This is a genomic window from Leucobacter komagatae, assembly GCF_006716085.1.
Taxonomy (GTDB): domain Bacteria; phylum Actinomycetota; class Actinomycetes; order Actinomycetales; family Microbacteriaceae; genus Leucobacter; species Leucobacter komagatae.
This window is the reverse complement of record NZ_VFON01000001.1, coordinates 2,838,355-2,854,006: the sequence shown is the minus strand read 5'-3', so window position 1 is coordinate 2,854,006 and position 15,652 is coordinate 2,838,355. Positions and strand designations below refer to the sequence as shown.

The following is a 15,652-nucleotide window of genomic DNA, read 5'->3' as shown; positions in this document are numbered from 1 at the left end:
TGGGAGGCCTAGCGGCCCGTGCCCGCGTAGACCGTCGCGGTCTCTTCGGCGTCAAGGCCGAACGCGGTGTGCAGCACCCGCACTGCCTTCTCCATGAGGTCAGCGCGCGTGACGACCGAGATGCGAATTTCGGAGGTCGAGATCATCTCAATGTTGATGCCGGCCTCGTACAGGGCGCGGAACAGCTGCGCCGAAACCCCCGAGCTCGTGCGCATCCCCGCGCCTACAACGGCGATCTTGGCGATCTGGTCGTCGTACAGGAGGGTCTCGAAGCCGAGCTCTTCCCGGGCCGCTTCGAGGGCCTCGGTGACCTTGCGGCCCTCGCCCATCGGCACCGTGAAGGAAATGTCGGTGCGGTTGGTGTCGGCGGCCGAAATGTTCTGAACAATGATGTCGATGTTCGCGTTCGTCTTCGCGACGACCTCGAAGATCTGCGCGGCCTTGCCCGGAATGTCGGGGACGCCGCCGACAGTAATCTTCGCTTCGCTCGCCTCGGCTGCGACGCCAGTGATGACCGAGTCTTCCACAAGATCTCCCTTCGGGTGCCCTGTCTTGGGCGTGTACACAACAGTTCCTGGCTCGCCTGAGAACGACGAGCGCACGTGCAGCTCGACGCCGTGCCGACGGGCGTATTCGACAGCGCGCAGGTGCAAAACCTTGGCGCCGGAGGCCGCGAGCTCGAGCATCTCTTCCGAAGAGATCGCGTCGATCTTCTTCGCGAGGGGTGCGACCCGGGGGTCGGTCGTGAAGACCCCGTCGACGTCGGTGTAGATTTCGCAGCGGTCTGCGTCGAGGGCGGCAGCAAGGGCAACCGCGGTCGTGTCTGAGCCACCGCGCCCGAGGGTCGTGATGTCGCGCGAATCACGGCTGAAGCCTTGGAAGCCCGCGACGATCGCGACAGCGCCCTCATCGAGCGCCTCGCGGACGCGGCCCGGGGTCACGTCGACGATCTTCGCCGAGCCGTGGTCGGGCGTCGTGATCATGCCCGCCTGGCTGCCGGTGAACGAGAGGGCCTCAACGCCCATGCCTTTGATGGTCATGGCGAGCAGCGCCATCGAGATGCGCTCACCCGAAGTGAGGAGCATGTCGAGTTCGCGCGGCGCCGGGATGGGCGTGCAATCCGCGGCGAGGTCAAGGAGCTCGTCGGTCGTGTCACCCATCGCGCTGACGACGACAACGACGTCGTTTCCGGTGCGGCGGGTCTCAACGATACGCTTCGCGACGCGCTTAATGCTCTCCGCGTCTGCGACAGACGACCCCCCGAATTTCTGCACGATCAATGCCACGAGGGTCCTCCTTGGTTCTGGGCCAGCTTCCAGTCTAGCGCGCGGCACATACCCGAGCGTTTCTGGGGCCCAGCGTTACGCCGCGCTACTCGACGACCCTGCGACCCTCGAACGCGCGCCCGAGGGTGACCTCGTCGGCGAATTCGAGGTCGCCGCCGACCGGAAGGCCTGATGCGAGGCGAGAAACGGGCACGTCAATGCTCGTGAGCAGCCGAGACAGGTAGGCGGCGGTGGCCTCCCCCTCAAGGTTCGGGTCGGTCGCGATGATGACCTCCCTGATCCTGTCATCTCCGGTCGCTTCGCCGAGGCGCCGCATGAGCGCAGGGATGCTCAGATCGTCAGGGCCAATGCCGTCGATCGGGCTGATCGCGCCGCCGAGCACGTGATAGAGGCCACGGAACTGGCGGGTGCGCTCGATCGCGACGACGTCCTTCGGCTCCTCGACGACGCAGATGAGGGTGTGGTCACGACGCAGGTCGGAGCAGATGCTGCAGCGGGTCTGCTCGGTGATATTGCCGCAGACCTCGCAGAAGCGAACGCGCTCGCGCACCTCGGTGAGCAGCTCGGCAAGCTTCGACACGTCGAAGCTTTGGGTTTGCAGGATGTGGAACGCAATCCGCTGCGCAGACTTCGGCCCGATGCCGGGGAGCCGACCAAACTCGTCGATCAGGTCCTGCACGATTCCGTCGTACATCGACTACCTCCTGGGCTCGGGGAGCGGGCGCTCCTCAATGAATACGGCACCGAGCACCTCGCGGACTACCGCCTCGCCGTAGCGAGTGAACTTGGGGGCGGCCTTCGACTGCGGAGCTGCGCTCGCTGAGTCGGGCTCGGGGGCAGGGACGGGGGCAGGATCAACGCCGCCTACTGGAGCCGGTGTGGCGCCTGGCTGGCTCCCCGGCCGGGCAACGGCTTGAGCGTTCGCTGGCACCGCTGGGGCCGCTGATGTCACTGCCTGCGGTGCGCCCGGGGCGGGGGTGCTCGGCGCCGGAACGGATGGCGCCGGCGCGCTCGGTGCCGGCGTGCTTTGCGGCTGACCTGCTCGGGCATACGGGTCGCTGTCGGGGTAGCCGTAGTCGTCGTCGCTGTAGCTTGGGCCGTCGCCGTATGGCGAGTTCTCCCCGTACCCATCGTCGCTGTAGTCCGGGCGCCCAGTCTTCGCAACGGGTGCCGGGCGGGCGGGCTGCGCGGGGCCGGGCCCGGCAGGGGCGGCCGCTGGTGGGGCTGATGAAGCCGGAGGCGTCGCTGGGGTCGCCGGCGCTATTACTGCGGGCGCGGAGTTTGGCGTGGCTGCAGTCGGGGCAGCGTTCGCCGACGCAGGAGCAACCGGCGCGGGCGTCGCAGGTGCAGGCGTCGCAGGTGCAGGCGTTTCAGGTGTCTCAGTAGCCGATGCCTCAGTTGAGGTCTTCTCGGCAGGGGGTTGTGCGGGGGTCGCCGCTGGCGCGGGGGGCTGCTGATCAGGGATCGGGTCAGCCCAGGCGGGCGCCGCGAGCTTCGGGCCGAGCGAGCTCAGGCGCGCTGCCGCCCGCTCCGCGAGGTCGTCTACCGGGGGCGCCGGCTGCTTCGCAGGGCCTCGGTGAGGCTCCTCTGAGTCGGCGGTGCCGACGGGAGGCTGCGGTTGCTCCTGCGATTCGCGCGCGGTCGTCACCTGTCGCGGCGCATAGCGTACCCGGATACCGGTTGCCTCGAGGATGGTCTCGCGCAGCGGGCCGGCGCCGGCAGTCTTGAACGCTTCAAGGTCCGAGCGGTTGGCGACACCAACGAGCAGCAGGTCGCCCTCGAGGCCGAGCGGCTCGACCGCGCGTACGGCGTTCCAAGCGTCGCGATTCGACTCGAGCAGCTCCTCGAGCAGGTCAGGCCACATCTCCCGCAAGTCTTCGAAGCCTGCGGCCTCGGCGTCACTCTGCTCGGCGTCGGTGTTACCTTCGTCGGCCTGGCCGGCCCCTGCCGTACCCGTCGCAGCAGCGGCAACCTGCTGCGGCGCTGAGTCCGTAGTCGCTTCGACCGCAGGCTGCGCCTGAGCCGGGGCGACGGTCTCGGGGGCCTGCTGCACGGGCGCGGGCGTCGTGGGCTCGTTACCGATAGACGCGATCTGCGCTGCGCTCAATACGTCAGAGATCGGGCGGCCGAAGCCGGCTGCGCCCTCATTGGGGTGCGTCTCGCGCTCGGAACCGGCCGCGTCCTCGCCCCGTTCGGGCTGAGCCGCGGGGGCCTGCGCGGGCGCGGGCTGAGCAGGTGTCGGCTGCTGCTGCGCGGGTGCAGCCTGCTGTGCAGGCCCAGCTTGCTGAGCAGGCGCGGGCGCGGAAGGGGCCGCCGCACCAGCATCGTCGTTCCGCAGGAACTCGCGGATCGACGCCGCGGTTTCAGCTGCGTTCGCTACCCGCTCGGGCTGCGAGTCAGTCGGAGGTGCCGCGAGCGCGCCCGGGGCTGCCTGCGACGCGGGGCCTCCCTGGGGCTGGGGCCCCGAGGGGGCTGCGGCGGGCACAGGCTGTTGAGCGGGCGCAGTTGGCTGACCATGCGGCGACTGCTGAGCAGGCGCGGGAGTCGTCTGGGGGCGCTGCGCCGGCCGTTGCGCTTGGGCCGCCGCCGGCTGCTGGGCGCCACCAAAAGCGGGCGCGGCGGCGGCCTCTGCGCCGCCCGCGAGCTCAACGAGCGCGCGGGCAATCATGAGCTCGAGGTGAAGGCGCGGCGGAGTCGCACCCGTCATCTGGTCGAGCGCCTCACTGACAGTGTCGGCGGTGCGTGAGAGCTCACGCGCGCCAAACGCGCGGGCCTGCTCAAACATCCGGTCGAGCTGGTCTTGTGGGACACCGCGGAGCACAGCCGCGGCGCCGTCAATCGACGTCGCGTTCACGATAATGAGGTCGCGCAGCCGCTCAAGTAGGTCTTCGACAAACCTCCGCGGATCCTGCCCTGTCTGAATCACCCTGTCGGTCGCGGTGAACGCCGCCGCCGGGTCACCGGAGCCGAGCGCCGCCACAACATCGTCCAGTAGCTCCGTGTGGGTGAACCCGAGGAGGCCGGCGGCACGTTCAGCTGAGACGCTGTTGCCCTCGGAACCCGCGATGAGCTGGTCAAGGATCGAGAGCGTGTCACGCGCCGACCCGCCACCCGAGCGCACAACGAGCGGCAGTACGCCGGGCTCGACCGCGACGCCCTCGCTATCGCACAGCTGCTGCACGTAGTCGATGAGGGCGGCCGGCGGGATGAGCCGGAACGGGTAGTGGTGAGTGCGCGAACGGATCGTACCGATGACCTTTTCGGGCTCTGTCGTCGCGAAGATGAATTTCACGTGCGGCGGCGGCTCTTCCACGATCTTCAGCAGGGCATTGAAGCCGCCCGCCGTGACCATGTGGGCCTCATCGATGATGAAGATCTTGAAGCGGTCGCGTGCCGGCGCGAACACCGCGCGCTCGCGCAGGTCGCGCGCGTCGTCGACGCCACCGTGGCTCGCGGCATCGATCTCAACGACGTCGAGCGAACCGCCGCCGGTGCGGCTGAGCTCAACGCAGCTCGGGCACGTGCCGCAGGGAGTGTCGGTGGGGCCCTCGGCGCAGTTCAGGCAGCGCGCGAGAATTCGGGCGCTCGTCGTCTTGCCGCAGCCGCGGGGGCCGCTGAACAGGTAGGCGTGGCCAACTCGGCCCGTGCGCAGCGCCGTCATGAGTGGATCGGTCACCTGAGACTGCCCAATCATCTCCGAGAATGACTCTGGCCGATACCGCCGATACAGTGCTGCTACCACGACACCCATGCTACCCGCGAGCACCGACATTTACGTGGGCGTCGCCCAGACTGGGGATAACTCAGGCGAGTTCGTAGGCGAGCGCGATGCGCCGGTTCTCGAGCGCCGGCAGTACCCCACGCGCGCGGTCGACCACGGCCGGGTCCACATCGGCAAGCACGATGCCCTCGCCTCGCGGGCCGAGGCCCGCGACGACCTCACCGAGCGGGTCGACAATGCGGCTCAGCCCGGTCGTCGCCGCGTCACGCGAGCCGCCGCCAACGGCAGCGCTCGCAACAAGCCAGCTCACGCTCTCGAGCGCACGCGCGCGGGTGAGGATCGACCAGTGGTCTTCCTTCCCGGGGCCGGAGGCCCACGCCGCCACGACGGCCACTGCGTTCGCTCCGCGGTCCACCAGCGAGCGGAAGAGCTCGGGGAAGCGGATGTCGTAGCAGTTGGCGAGGCCAAACCGGAGCGCCTCACCGTCGACCTCGACGTCGAACACCGGCGGCAGTTCGTCGCCCGCACGGGTGTGCTCAAACTCGCTCTGCGCGAAGGCCTTGTAGAGGTGCAGCTTGCGATAGCGGGCAAGCTCCTCGCCGCCGGGCCCGACCGCAATGACGGTGTTGTACGGAAGCCCATCCGTCGACGGCTCGAAACCAGCCGAGATGACGACGGCGTCGTGCTGCACGGCGAGCTCGGCCGTCAGCGCGACGAACCGCTCCCACCACTCGGCGGCGATGCCGGTCAGCGCATCGACGGTCACAGACTGCAGCAGCACCATCGCCTGCTCGGGGAAGACGATCACCCGGGCGCCCTCGGCCGCAGCCTCGGCAGCGCGCAACCGCATCGCTTCGAAGTTCTCGCCCGGCTCGACTGACGGGGTCATCTGAATGGCTGCGATCTTCACGGTTCGTCTCCTGTCTGCGTCTGCGCCTTAAGCACTAGCTGGACGCTACCAGCGCGATCGACTGCTGCGCGATCTCCGCTTCCTCGTCGGCCGGTACGACGAGCACCGTAATCTCCGAGTCGTCGGCGCTAATGACTCGCGCTCCGCTCCCCGGGGCCTCGTTCTTCGCCTGGTCGAGGCGCAGCCCGCACCACTCGAAGCCGGCGCAGATGAGCGCGCGGAGGTCGGGCCCGTTCTCGCCGAGCCCCGCCGTGAACACGACGGTGTCTGCGCCGCCGAGCACCGCGAGGTAGGCCCCGAGGTAGTGGCGAGCCCGGTGCACGTACACGTCGATCGCGAGCGTCGCAGCCTCGTCGCCGGCGGCCGCCGCGGCGCGCACGTCACGGAAGTCGTTCGAACCCGTCATGCCGAGGAAGCCGGCACGCTTATTGAGCTCGCGGTCGACGTCGTCAATGCTCACCCCGCGGCGCAACAGGTGCAGGATCGCGCCGGCGTCGATGTTCCCGGAGCGCGTGCCCATCACGAGCCCCTCGAGCGGGGTCAGACCCATCGAGGTGTCGACCGAGCGGCCGCCGTCGATCGCACACACGGAGGCACCGTTGCCCAGGTGCAGCACGATCTGCCTGAGCGATTCGAGCGGCCTGTCAAGATGGGTCGCCGCACGGCGCGACACCACCTGGTGCGAGATCCCGTGGAAGCCGTAGCGCCGGATCCCGTGCTCAGCCGCCAAACCACGGTCAAGCGCGTAGGTATATGCGCTCTCGGGCATGGTCTGGTGGAAGGCGGTATCGAAGACCGCCACGTGCGGCAGATCAGGGAACACCGCGCGGGCGGCGACGATCGCCGCGTAGTGGCCGGGGTTGTGGAGGGGAGCGAGCTCCGCGAGATCGAGGATCCGCTGCGCGACCGCGTCGTCGATCATCGTTGGCGCGATAAAGTCGCTGCCACCGTGCACGACACGGTGGCCGACGGCGACGATACCGAGGCTGTCGATCGGTGTGCCAGCGGCCCTAAACTCCTCAACGATGGCCGCGAACCCCGCCGAATGGTCGGGAATGTCCTGCTCCGTGACGGCCTCGCCCGCTGCGCTGCGGTAGACGACGCGGCCGGCCCCACGCTCGCCGATGCGCTCGACGAGTCCCTGCGCCAACCGGTCGCCGCTTCGCTCGTCAATGACCTGGTACTTGATGGATGACGAACCGGAGTTCACCACGAGCACGGCGTTCATCGCTCACCCGCCTGAACCGCGGTGATCGCGACGGTGTTCAGGATGTCCTGCACCGTTGCCCCGCGCGAGAGATCGTTGACGGGCTTGTTGAGCCCCTGCAAGACGGGCCCAACGGCGACAGCGCCCGCCGACCGCTGCACGGCCTTGTAGGTGTTGTTTCCCGTATTCAAATCCGGGAATATGAAGACCGTTGCGTGACCCGCGACCTGCGAGCCCGGCAGTTTCGAGGCGCCTGTCTCGGGGTCGATCGCCGCGTCATACTGCAGCGGCCCCTCAACCAGCAGGTTGGGGTGAGCTGCGCGCACGAGCGCCGTCGCCTCGCGCACCTTGTCGACCTCCGCGCCCGATCCTGATTCCCCCGTCGAGTACGAAAGCATTGCGATCCTGGGGTCCACACCGAACTGCGCCGCCGTCTCCGCCGACGACGCGGCGATGTCGGCGAGCTGCGCGGCGTTCGGGTCGGGGTTGACCGCGCAGTCGCCGTAGACGAGCACGCGGTCTGCGAGCGCCATAAAGAACACGCTCGACACAACCGAGACGCCGGGCTTCGTCTTGATGAACTCAAGGCTCGGACGAATGGTGTGGGCCGTCGTGTTCGCGGCGCCCGACACCATGCCGTCGGCGAGGCCCAAGTGCACGAGCATCGTGCCGAAGTAGCTCACGTCGGTCATCCGATCCCTCGCGTCCTCGAGCGAGACCCCCTTGTGCGCGCGGAGCCTCGCGTACTCGGCGGCGAACTCCTCGCGGAGCGGCGAGGTCGCCGGGTCTATGACCGCGGCCCCCTCGATCGCGAGGCCGAGCTCGGCTCCGCGCTTGCGAATCGCGCTCTCCTCGCCGAGGAGCGTGAGCCGGGCGACACCGCGGGCAAGCAACGTGCTTGTCGCGCGCAGGATCCTGTCGTCATTCCCCTCCGGGAGCACGATGTGCGCGTTCGCCTGAGCGGCCCGAGCGAACAGGTCGTACGCAAACATCGCCGGCGTGCGCACGCTGCCGCGGTGCAGGCGCAGCCGTTCGCGCAGGTCTGCCTTGTCGACGTGCTCGTGGAAGAGCGCGAGGGCGGTATCGAACTTCACCGGCGATTCTTCGGTGAGCAACCCGCGCGCGTGCATGACGCGCTGCGCCGTCTCAAACGTGCCGTGCGACGTGCTGATGACCGGAAGCACCGCGCCGACGCCGTCGAGCAGGCGCTCAACATCGGCTGATACCTCGAAGTCACCGTTCAGCACGATCGCGCCGAGCGTCGGGAAGCCCTCAGCCTCGTGCGCAATCGAGACCGCGAGCAGCGTCTCGGCGCGGTCAGCGGCGATGATCACGACGGCGCCCTCAAGGAGGCGAGGCAGCACGTTCGTCATTGACATGCCCGCAACGACGATCTGGCTGACCTCGCGGCTCAACAGCTCCTCGCTGCCGCGAACGAGTCGGCCGTCGACTGCACGCATCACCTCGGCGACGGGCGGGGCGACGAGCATCGGCTCCTCTGGGATCGCCCAGACCGCGCTCCCTTCGGGCACGACGGCCGAGACCGCGGTGACGATCGCGTCGAGCGTGTCGGGGTCTGAGTCGGCCCGGTTCACGAGCGTTGCGAGCACGCTCGCGTGCTCCTCGTGCAGCTCTGCGAGGCTCAACTCCACGACCTTCGCGAGCTCCGCAGCCGAGCGCGCACTCGATTGCCCAAGCACCTCCTGCTCGGCCATGTCGCGCCCACCGACAACGAGCAGCACGGGCGAGTCAAGGTTCGCCGCGATGCGGGCGTTCGTTGCGAGCTCTGTCGGCGCCGCGATGTCGGTGTAGTCGGAGCCAACGACGACGATCGCGTCGCACTGCTCGCGGAGCGCTTGGTACGCGCTCACGATGCTCGCCATCGCTTCCTCGGCGTTCCGAGAGAGTTCCTCGTACGTCACGCCAATGCAGTCGTCGTACGTCGCCGGTGAGGTCGCTCGGCCACGGAGCAACTCGAGCACCCGATCTCGCTCATCGCGTGAGCGAATCACCGGGCGGAACACCCCGACGCGGGGCACGTCGGCCTTCAACGTGTCAAGCACTCCGAGCGCCACAGCACTCTTGCCTGAGCGACCTTCGGGGGACGTGAGGTAGATACTGGCTGCCACACCCTCAGTGTATTCCTCGGCCGCCCGGCCCGCGCTGGCCGAGGCGAGAATCCGTAGGAAGCTCTCGGGAATACGGCGGAGGGCCGGCCTCCCCTGCGGGGAAGCCGGCCCTTCGGTCATCTGAGTCGGCGATATCTGCGTGCGGGGGCTCAGGGGCCCGCCGACGCTCGGGCGCTCGCGGCTCGGACCGCGTTAGGCGCGAGAGCGCGCAGCAGCGAATCCCGCTGCAAAGCCACGTTCGAACCCACGTCCGCGATTGTGATTGTGATTGTGGCTGTGGCTGTGCCCCCAGTCTGGGCGCTGGCCCTCGAAGTGGCCCTGCCGGTCGCAACCGTGACCGTGACCGTGGCCGTGGCCGTGGCCGTGGCCGTGGCCGTGACGACGCTGCCAGCCCGCGCGAGATCCGCCCGGGCCACGTCGGCCGCGATGCAGCCGCATCTCCTCGGTCCAGCCGAGCTCTTCAGCGATGGTCTTGAGTGAATCGGCCGTGGTCGCAAATGCCTCCTCCGACACGGCCCCCTCGACCTGCTCGCGCACTGACTGCGCGATCTGCTGCAGCCGCTCGAGCGCAGCCTCGCCCGCCGTGGTCAGCTCCCAGCCGGCTTGCGCCAGCGGAGCCTGAGGCTCGTTGCGCTGCGTGGAACGCACGATCCACCCGCGGTCGGCAAGCGCCCAGAGGCGGTTGGCGTGCCGCTCCAAGCGGGCGCGCTTCTTCTCAGGAAGCTCGTCACCTGCTGCGAGCATCGTCAGCATCCGCAGGTCGCGCCGCGAGGCTCCGGCCTCGGCGAACCGAGCGTCAAGCTCGCGGGCAATCAGCGTGTCAACGGCGCGCAGCCAGTAGCGCATCGAGCGGAGCGAGTTGGCCCCCTGCTGGGGCGCATTCGGCGCCGCCTCGGTGGGCTCTCCCGTAACCGAGCTGTTGGAGTGTTCGTTGTTGAAGTCTTGAGTGTTACTCATGTTGAAGTCCTTTCGTGCGGGATGAGACCCGCTCCGCATGCCTCGTTCGTGAGCCGCAACTTTCCATGTCACCTTGCATGCATATGTATAGTGACATGCAATTGGATCCATGTCAAGAGACATGTAAACTTTTTTCATGAACATCTCCCCCAACCCCACGCAGGCCGCTCAGCCGCAGCCGCCGGCCTCACCGAGCACGGACGACGCCGACGCGCTGCTCGAGGCGCTCGCCCGCCTGCGCGGGAGGCGCGGGCGGCGCGGCCCCCATGGCCACGGCGACGAACACTTTGGCCGGGGTCGTGGCGACCACGGTCAGGGTCGTGGTGACCGCGGCTGGGGCCCGCACGGGGGCTGGGGCGACCGAGGCGGAGGGCCCGCGCAGGGCGAGCACCCCGGCTTCGGCGGACACGGCGGACCCGGTGGCCTAGGTGAGCGCGGTGGCCACGGCGGACCCGGAGGGCACGGCGGTCGCGGTTCCATAGGGGGCCCCGCCCTGATGCGCATGCTGGGCGTACTCGCCCGCTCCCCCGAACCGCTTTCGGTGAGCGAGCTCGCCGAGCACATCGGCGTCGACCAGCCCCGCGCTTCCAGGCTCGTCCAGCAGGCAGTCGCACTCGGGCACGCTGAGCGACAAGCTGATCCGGCAGATGCCCGACGCACGAGAGTGCGCCTCACAGAGTCAGGCGAGCAGCTCGTGCACGGCGTGCGCAACCGACAGCGCGACGAAGCCTCGACTGCCCTCGAAGCACTGGACTCAAACGAACGATCCGAGTTGCTGCGGTTGATCAGGAAGCTCGCGGACGCCTGGCCCACCGGCTCCTAGCGACATCCCCACGCTCGCCAGACAGTAACTTGCCCGCAAGAGCCCCCCTTCCCAACTGTAGTTAAGGGGCGGTTCTGCAGGGAAGGGTCTCATCGGCGAGGGCCAGGGGCAGGGCCAGGGCCAGGGCCAGGCGAGGCCGAAGGGCCGGGCCAGGGGCAAACCCAGAACCACGCCAGCGGCCCGGGAAACGAAAGCGCCCCCCACGCACCCGATAGAGCTCCGCTACCCTTGCTCCGTTTCCGGCCTGGGGGAGTTCACAAAGATATCGCCACGTGAGGGGCACCAACTAGTCTAGCGGATTACGAAGCACCCTTCGCGCCACCGTCAGCTGCCGCGTCACCATCCGCAGGCTCTCCGGGGGTCACGTCAGCCTCGGCCACACCCGCAACCGGGATAGCTCCCGTCGCCGCAACGGGTTCACCCGTGAGCAGCTCCTCGGCGTGTTCCTCATCCACCTCGCCAGCGAACTGGGCCTGGTAGAGGTCGTAGTACGCGCCGCGCCTCGCCAGCAGCTCCTCGTGCGAACCCTGCTCAACGATACGCCCCGCCTCCATCATGAGGATGGTGTCAGCGTCGCGGATCGTCGAGAGGCGGTGCGCGATCACGAACGAGGTGCGATCGCTGCGGAGCGCGCGCATCGCCTGCTGCACGAGCACCTCGGTGCGGGTATCCACAGACGAGGTGGCCTCGTCGAGGATCAGCAGCGACGGGTTCGCGATGAACGCTCGCGCGATCGTGAGCAGCTGCCGCTCACCGGCCGACAGCGACGACGCGTTCTCCGAGATCACGGTGTCGTAGCCCTCGGGGAGCTGCCTGACGAAGCGGTCGACCATCGTGGCCTTCGCCGCTTCGACGACTTCCTCGTCGGTCGCGTCGAGCCTGCCGTAGCGGATGTTCTCGCGGATGGTGCCGTCGAACAGCCACGCGTCCTGCAGCACCATGCCGACGTGAGAGCGGAGCTCCTCACGCGACAGCTTGGTGATGTCGGCGTCGTCGAGCAAGATCCGGCCACCGTCAAGCTCGTAGAACCGCATGATGAGGTTCACGAGCGTCGTCTTGCCCGCGCCCGTCGGGCCGACGATCGCGATCGTGTGGCCGGGCCGCGCCTCAAGCGAGAGGTCCTCGATGAGTGGCTTCTCGGCGTCGTAGCTGAACGAGACCTTGTCGAAGCGGACGTGGCCGTCGGTGCGGTCGGGCAAGTCGAGCTCTGCGTTCTCGGGCTCCTGCTCCTCAGCGTCCAGCAGCTCGAACGTGCGCTCTGCCGACGCGACGCCAGACTGCAGCATGTTCGCCATGCCAGCAATCTCGCCAACCGGCTGGGCGAACTCGCGCGAGTACTGGATGAACGCCGTCACGTCGCCGAGCGTCATCTGGCCGGCGGTCACTCGAAGCGCGCCGACAACAGCGATGAGCACGTAGATGAGCGACTGGACGAAGTTCATCGACGGCATGATCGCGCCCGACAGGGCCTGGGCCTTGAACGAGGCGCCAAAGAGGCCCTCGTTGCGGCGGTCAAACTCTTCGGTCATCTCGGCGTCGCGGTTGAAGATGCGCACTAGCTCGTGGCCCGTGAACGACTCCTCAATGTGGCCGTTGAGCTCGCCCGTGTGCTTCCACTGGGCCGCGAACAGCTTCTGCGCGCGCACGCCGACGATACCGACGACGATGCCCGAGAGCGGCAGGGTGATGAGCGCGATGAGCGCGAGCTGCCACGAAACCACGAACATCATGACCATCACGCCGACGATCATCAGGAACGACTGCACGAGCTGCGAGAAGGCCTGTTGCAGGGCCTGCTGAATGTTGTCAACGTCGTTCGTGACGCGCGAGAGCACATCACCGCGCTGCTTGCCGTCGAAGTACGACAGCGGCAGGCGGTTGATCTTCGCCTCGATGTCGGCGCGGAGCTTGTAGACGACGCGCATCACCATGCGGTTGAGGATGAAGCCCTCGAGCCACATGAGCAGCGACGAGCCAAGGTAGAGCCCGATCACCGCGAGGATGAGCAGGCCGAGCAGCCCGAAGTCGATGCCCTGACCCGGAACGATGTCCGCGCCCTGCAGCATGTCTGCGAACTGGGTGTTGCCCTCAGCACGCAGCTGGGCGATGATCTGGTCGAGCGGCACCCCGGCGGGAAGCTGCTTGCCGAGCACGCCGTTGAAGATCACGTCGGTCGCGCGACCGAGGACCTTGGGCGCAATCACCGCGAGCAGCACGGAGAAGATGACGAGCACGACGACGAACGCGAACTTGCCCTTCTCAGGCCCGAGCAGCCCAACGAGGCGCTTCGCCGACGGCCAGAACGCCTTCGCCTTGCGCGGCGGCGCGCCCTCGCCGAACATGTCGCCGCCATTTCCGGGCTCGAACTTGTCCCAGTCCTCCTCGATCTCTTCGACCGGGGTGTTCTTAGCCTTCACGGCTTTCTCTCGCTTTGCCATTAGGCTGCCTCCGCTTCCTCGAGCTGCGAGCGGACGATTTCTTGGTAGACCTCGTTCGTGGCGAGGAGCTCGTCGTGCGTTCCGCGGCCGACGATCTCACCGCCCTCCATGACGAGGATCTGGTCTGCCTCGGTGATCGTCGAGACGCGCTGCGCCACGATGATGGTGGTTGCGCCCTCGGTCGCGTCGGGCAGTGCGGCCCGCAGCCGAGCGTCGGTCGCGACGTCGAGTGCCGAGAACGAGTCGTCGAAGAGGTAGACGAGCGGCTTCGCGACGAGCGCCCGCGCAATCGACAGGCGCTGGCGCTGGCCGCCGGAGACGTTCGTGCCGCCCTGCGACACTGGCTCCTCGAGGCCGAGCTCCTTCTCACGCACGAAGTCCTCGCCCTGGGCGACGCGCAGCGCTTCCCACAGCTCAGCGTCGTTCGCGTCGGTGCGGCCGAATCGCAGGTTCGACGCGATCGTGCCGCCGAACAGGTACGGGCGCTGCGGCACAAGACTCACGGTCCGCGCGAGCTGCGCGCGGGTAAGCGCGTCAACGGGGGCGCCGTCGATCGTGATCGACCCCTCCTGCGGGTCGTAGAGCCGAAGCATGAGGTTCAGCAGCACGGTCTTGCCCGCGCCCGTCGACCCGATGATCGCGGTCGTCTTGCCCGGCTCGGCAACGAAGCTCGCGTCGGCGATCACCGGCTTCTCGGCACCGGGGAACCCGAAGGTGACGTTTTCGAACTTGATCTGGCCAGCGGCGGGCGATGCCACGGTCTCGCTGTCCGGGAAGGACTGCGATGACTCGGTATCGAGCAGCTCGCGGATGCGCTCGGCACAGACAACCGCGCGCGGAATCATCATCGTCATGAAAACGCCCATCATGACCGCCATCAGGATCTGCATGAGGTACTGCAGGAACGCCGTCAGCGAGCCGACCTGAATGTCGCCCGCCTCGACCCGGTAACCGCCGAACCAGAGCACGGCTGCCGTTGCGAGGTGCAGCACCATCATGATGATGGGGAACATCATCACGAAGATGTTGCCGACCTTCAGCGAGACGTCGGTGATCTCGCGGTTTGCGACGTCGTAGCGCTTCGTTTCGAACGGTTCGCGCACGAACGCGCGCACGACGCGGATGCCCATGATCTGCTCGCGCAGCACACCGTTGATCGCGTCGACCTTGTCTTGCATGACGCGGAAGAGCGGCAGCAGTCGCCACACGAGCAGGCTGACAATCACCGCGAGCACGGCAACCGACACCCAGACGAGCCACGACAGGCCCGCGTCTTCGCGGAGGGCCATCACGATGCCGCCGATCATCATGATCGGCGCAGACACCATGAAGTTCAGGGTCATGAGCACGAGCATCTGCACCTGCTGCACGTCGTTCGTGCCACGGGTGATGAGCGTGCCTGCGCCGAACTTGGTGGCTTCGAGGGTCGAGAGCGAGTCGACCTTGCGGTAGACCTCGCGGCGGAGGTCGCGGCCAACGCCCATTGCGGTGCGGGCGCCGAAGTACACGGCGCCGACGGCGACAATCAGCTGGCCGAACGCGGCGAGCAGCATGATGCCGCCCGTGCGCCAAATGAAGTCAGTGTCACCGACGGCGATGCCCTTGTCGATGATCTGCGCGTTCAGGCTGGGAAGCCAGAGCGTTGCGATCGTTGAGAGTAGTTGCAGCACGAGCACCGCGACGATAAATGTCCAGTACTTCTTCGCGTGTTTTAGGGTCAAAGAAATGAGGGCCATGGGCATCCTTCTTATGCGACGACGAGTGATCTGATGAGCGAGCCTGCATGCCCCCGACCACGCACAGCCAACCGGCTAATGGTACAAGACTACTCGGACATTTAAGCCACACCGTGGTTTGCAGGAGGTATCTCAGGGATGCAGTAGCCGCGAGACAGGATCGCGGTGAGAACCGGCCGGGCTAGAAGTTCTCGCCGAACTCATGTACTACTTGAAAGGTCAGGTAGTTCGCATGCGCCGGTCTGAACGGTCAGGTCAGAGTGCTGCGCAGCCAGACATTCGTTGTGCGCCGTCACGCTTCATGTTTCGGCGACCCCGCACCCGGGCAACACAGACGTTCCGCGGCCGCGGGGAGCACGAGTACTCGAAAGGACTGAGCCCTATCTCCACCCCGAAACGCTTTGGCGCAGCACAACCCCTCGCGCGCACGACTTCTTCCTCCCCC

10 protein-coding genes and 1 other RNA gene are annotated in these 15,652 nt (G+C 67.6%); 1 reads left to right on the top strand and 10 read right to left on the bottom strand.

Annotated features, from left to right (window positions below):
* Positions 1-8: 8 nt before the first annotated feature.
* The 7 genes from FB468_RS12930 to FB468_RS12900 all read right to left on the bottom strand — a co-directional run bounded on the left by FB468_RS12930 (position 9) and on the right by FB468_RS12900 (position 10,210).
* A complete protein-coding gene (locus tag FB468_RS12930; protein WP_141887714.1) occupies positions 9-1,286 on the bottom strand; it encodes an aspartate kinase in 1,278 nt (425 codons plus the stop codon).
* Between the two features lie 85 nt (positions 1,287-1,371).
* Positions 1,372-1,980, bottom strand: coding sequence for a recombination mediator RecR (gene recR, locus FB468_RS12925; RefSeq protein WP_141887713.1), 609 nt, complete (start codon positions 1,978-1,980; stop codon positions 1,372-1,374).
* Between the two features lie 3 nt (positions 1,981-1,983).
* Complete coding sequence (locus tag FB468_RS12920) at positions 1,984-5,037, bottom strand: DNA polymerase III subunit gamma and tau (RefSeq protein ID WP_141887712.1); 3,054 nt, start codon at positions 5,035-5,037, stop codon at positions 1,984-1,986.
* Positions 5,038-5,089: 52 nt separating this feature from the next.
* Entirely contained in the window at positions 5,090-5,917 is an 828-nt protein-coding gene (locus tag FB468_RS12915; RefSeq protein WP_141887711.1) for a nitrilase-related carbon-nitrogen hydrolase, read from the bottom strand.
* A gap of 34 nt (positions 5,918-5,951) precedes the next feature.
* Entirely contained in the window at positions 5,952-7,145 is a 1,194-nt protein-coding gene (locus tag FB468_RS12910) for an acetate/propionate family kinase (protein WP_141887710.1), read from the bottom strand.
* On the bottom strand, positions 7,142-9,253 hold the full coding sequence (gene pta, locus FB468_RS12905) for a phosphate acetyltransferase (RefSeq protein ID WP_141887709.1): 2,112 nt from the start codon (positions 9,251-9,253) through the stop codon (positions 7,142-7,144). The genes FB468_RS12910 and pta overlap by 4 nt, the downstream gene beginning before the upstream one ends.
* A gap of 192 nt (positions 9,254-9,445) precedes the next feature.
* Entirely contained in the window at positions 9,446-10,210 is a 765-nt protein-coding gene (locus FB468_RS12900) for a hypothetical protein (protein WP_141887708.1), read from the bottom strand.
* 136 nt (positions 10,211-10,346) lie between these two features.
* Here FB468_RS12900 and FB468_RS17435 point away from each other — a divergent pair, with 136 nt between their 5' ends.
* Positions 10,347-11,033, top strand: a complete 687-nt coding sequence (locus FB468_RS17435; RefSeq protein WP_246055879.1) for a MarR family winged helix-turn-helix transcriptional regulator — start codon at positions 10,347-10,349, stop codon at positions 11,031-11,033.
* 188 nt (positions 11,034-11,221) lie between these two features.
* Here FB468_RS17435 and ffs read toward each other — a convergent pair.
* The 3 genes from ffs to FB468_RS12880 all read right to left on the bottom strand — a co-directional run bounded on the left by ffs (position 11,222) and on the right by FB468_RS12880 (position 15,207).
* An RNA gene (gene ffs / locus FB468_RS12890) (signal recognition particle sRNA small type) lies at positions 11,222-11,318 on the bottom strand.
* 14 nt (positions 11,319-11,332) lie between these two features.
* Positions 11,333-13,471, bottom strand: coding sequence for an ABC transporter ATP-binding protein (locus FB468_RS12885; RefSeq protein WP_141887706.1), 2,139 nt, complete (start codon positions 13,469-13,471; stop codon positions 11,333-11,335).
* The gene (locus tag FB468_RS12880) at positions 13,471-15,207 is read right to left on the bottom strand and encodes an ABC transporter ATP-binding protein (RefSeq protein ID WP_141887705.1); all 1,737 of its coding nucleotides are present in this window, start codon (positions 15,205-15,207) and stop codon (positions 13,471-13,473) included. The genes FB468_RS12885 and FB468_RS12880 overlap by 1 nt, the downstream gene beginning before the upstream one ends.
* Positions 15,208-15,652: the final 445 nt, after the last annotated feature.

Coding starts and splice junctions, on each gene's coding strand:
- recR (WP_141887713.1), bottom strand. CDS start 1,980: ATGTACGACGGAATCGTGCAGGACCTGATCGACGAGTTTGGTCGGCTC.
- FB468_RS12920 (WP_141887712.1), bottom strand. CDS start 5,037: ATGGGTGTCGTGGTAGCAGCACTGTATCGGCGGTATCGGCCAGAGTCA.
- FB468_RS12910 (WP_141887710.1), bottom strand. CDS start 7,145: ATGAACGCCGTGCTCGTGGTGAACTCCGGTTCGTCATCCATCAAGTAC.
- FB468_RS12900 (WP_141887708.1), bottom strand. CDS start 10,210: ATGAGTAACACTCAAGACTTCAACAACGAACACTCCAACAGCTCGGTT.
- FB468_RS17435 (WP_246055879.1), top strand. CDS start 10,347: ATGAACATCTCCCCCAACCCCACGCAGGCCGCTCAGCCGCAGCCGCCG.
- FB468_RS12885 (WP_141887706.1), bottom strand. CDS start 13,471: ATGGCAAAGCGAGAGAAAGCCGTGAAGGCTAAGAACACCCCGGTCGAA.
- FB468_RS12880 (WP_141887705.1), bottom strand. CDS start 15,207: ATGGCCCTCATTTCTTTGACCCTAAAACACGCGAAGAAGTACTGGACA.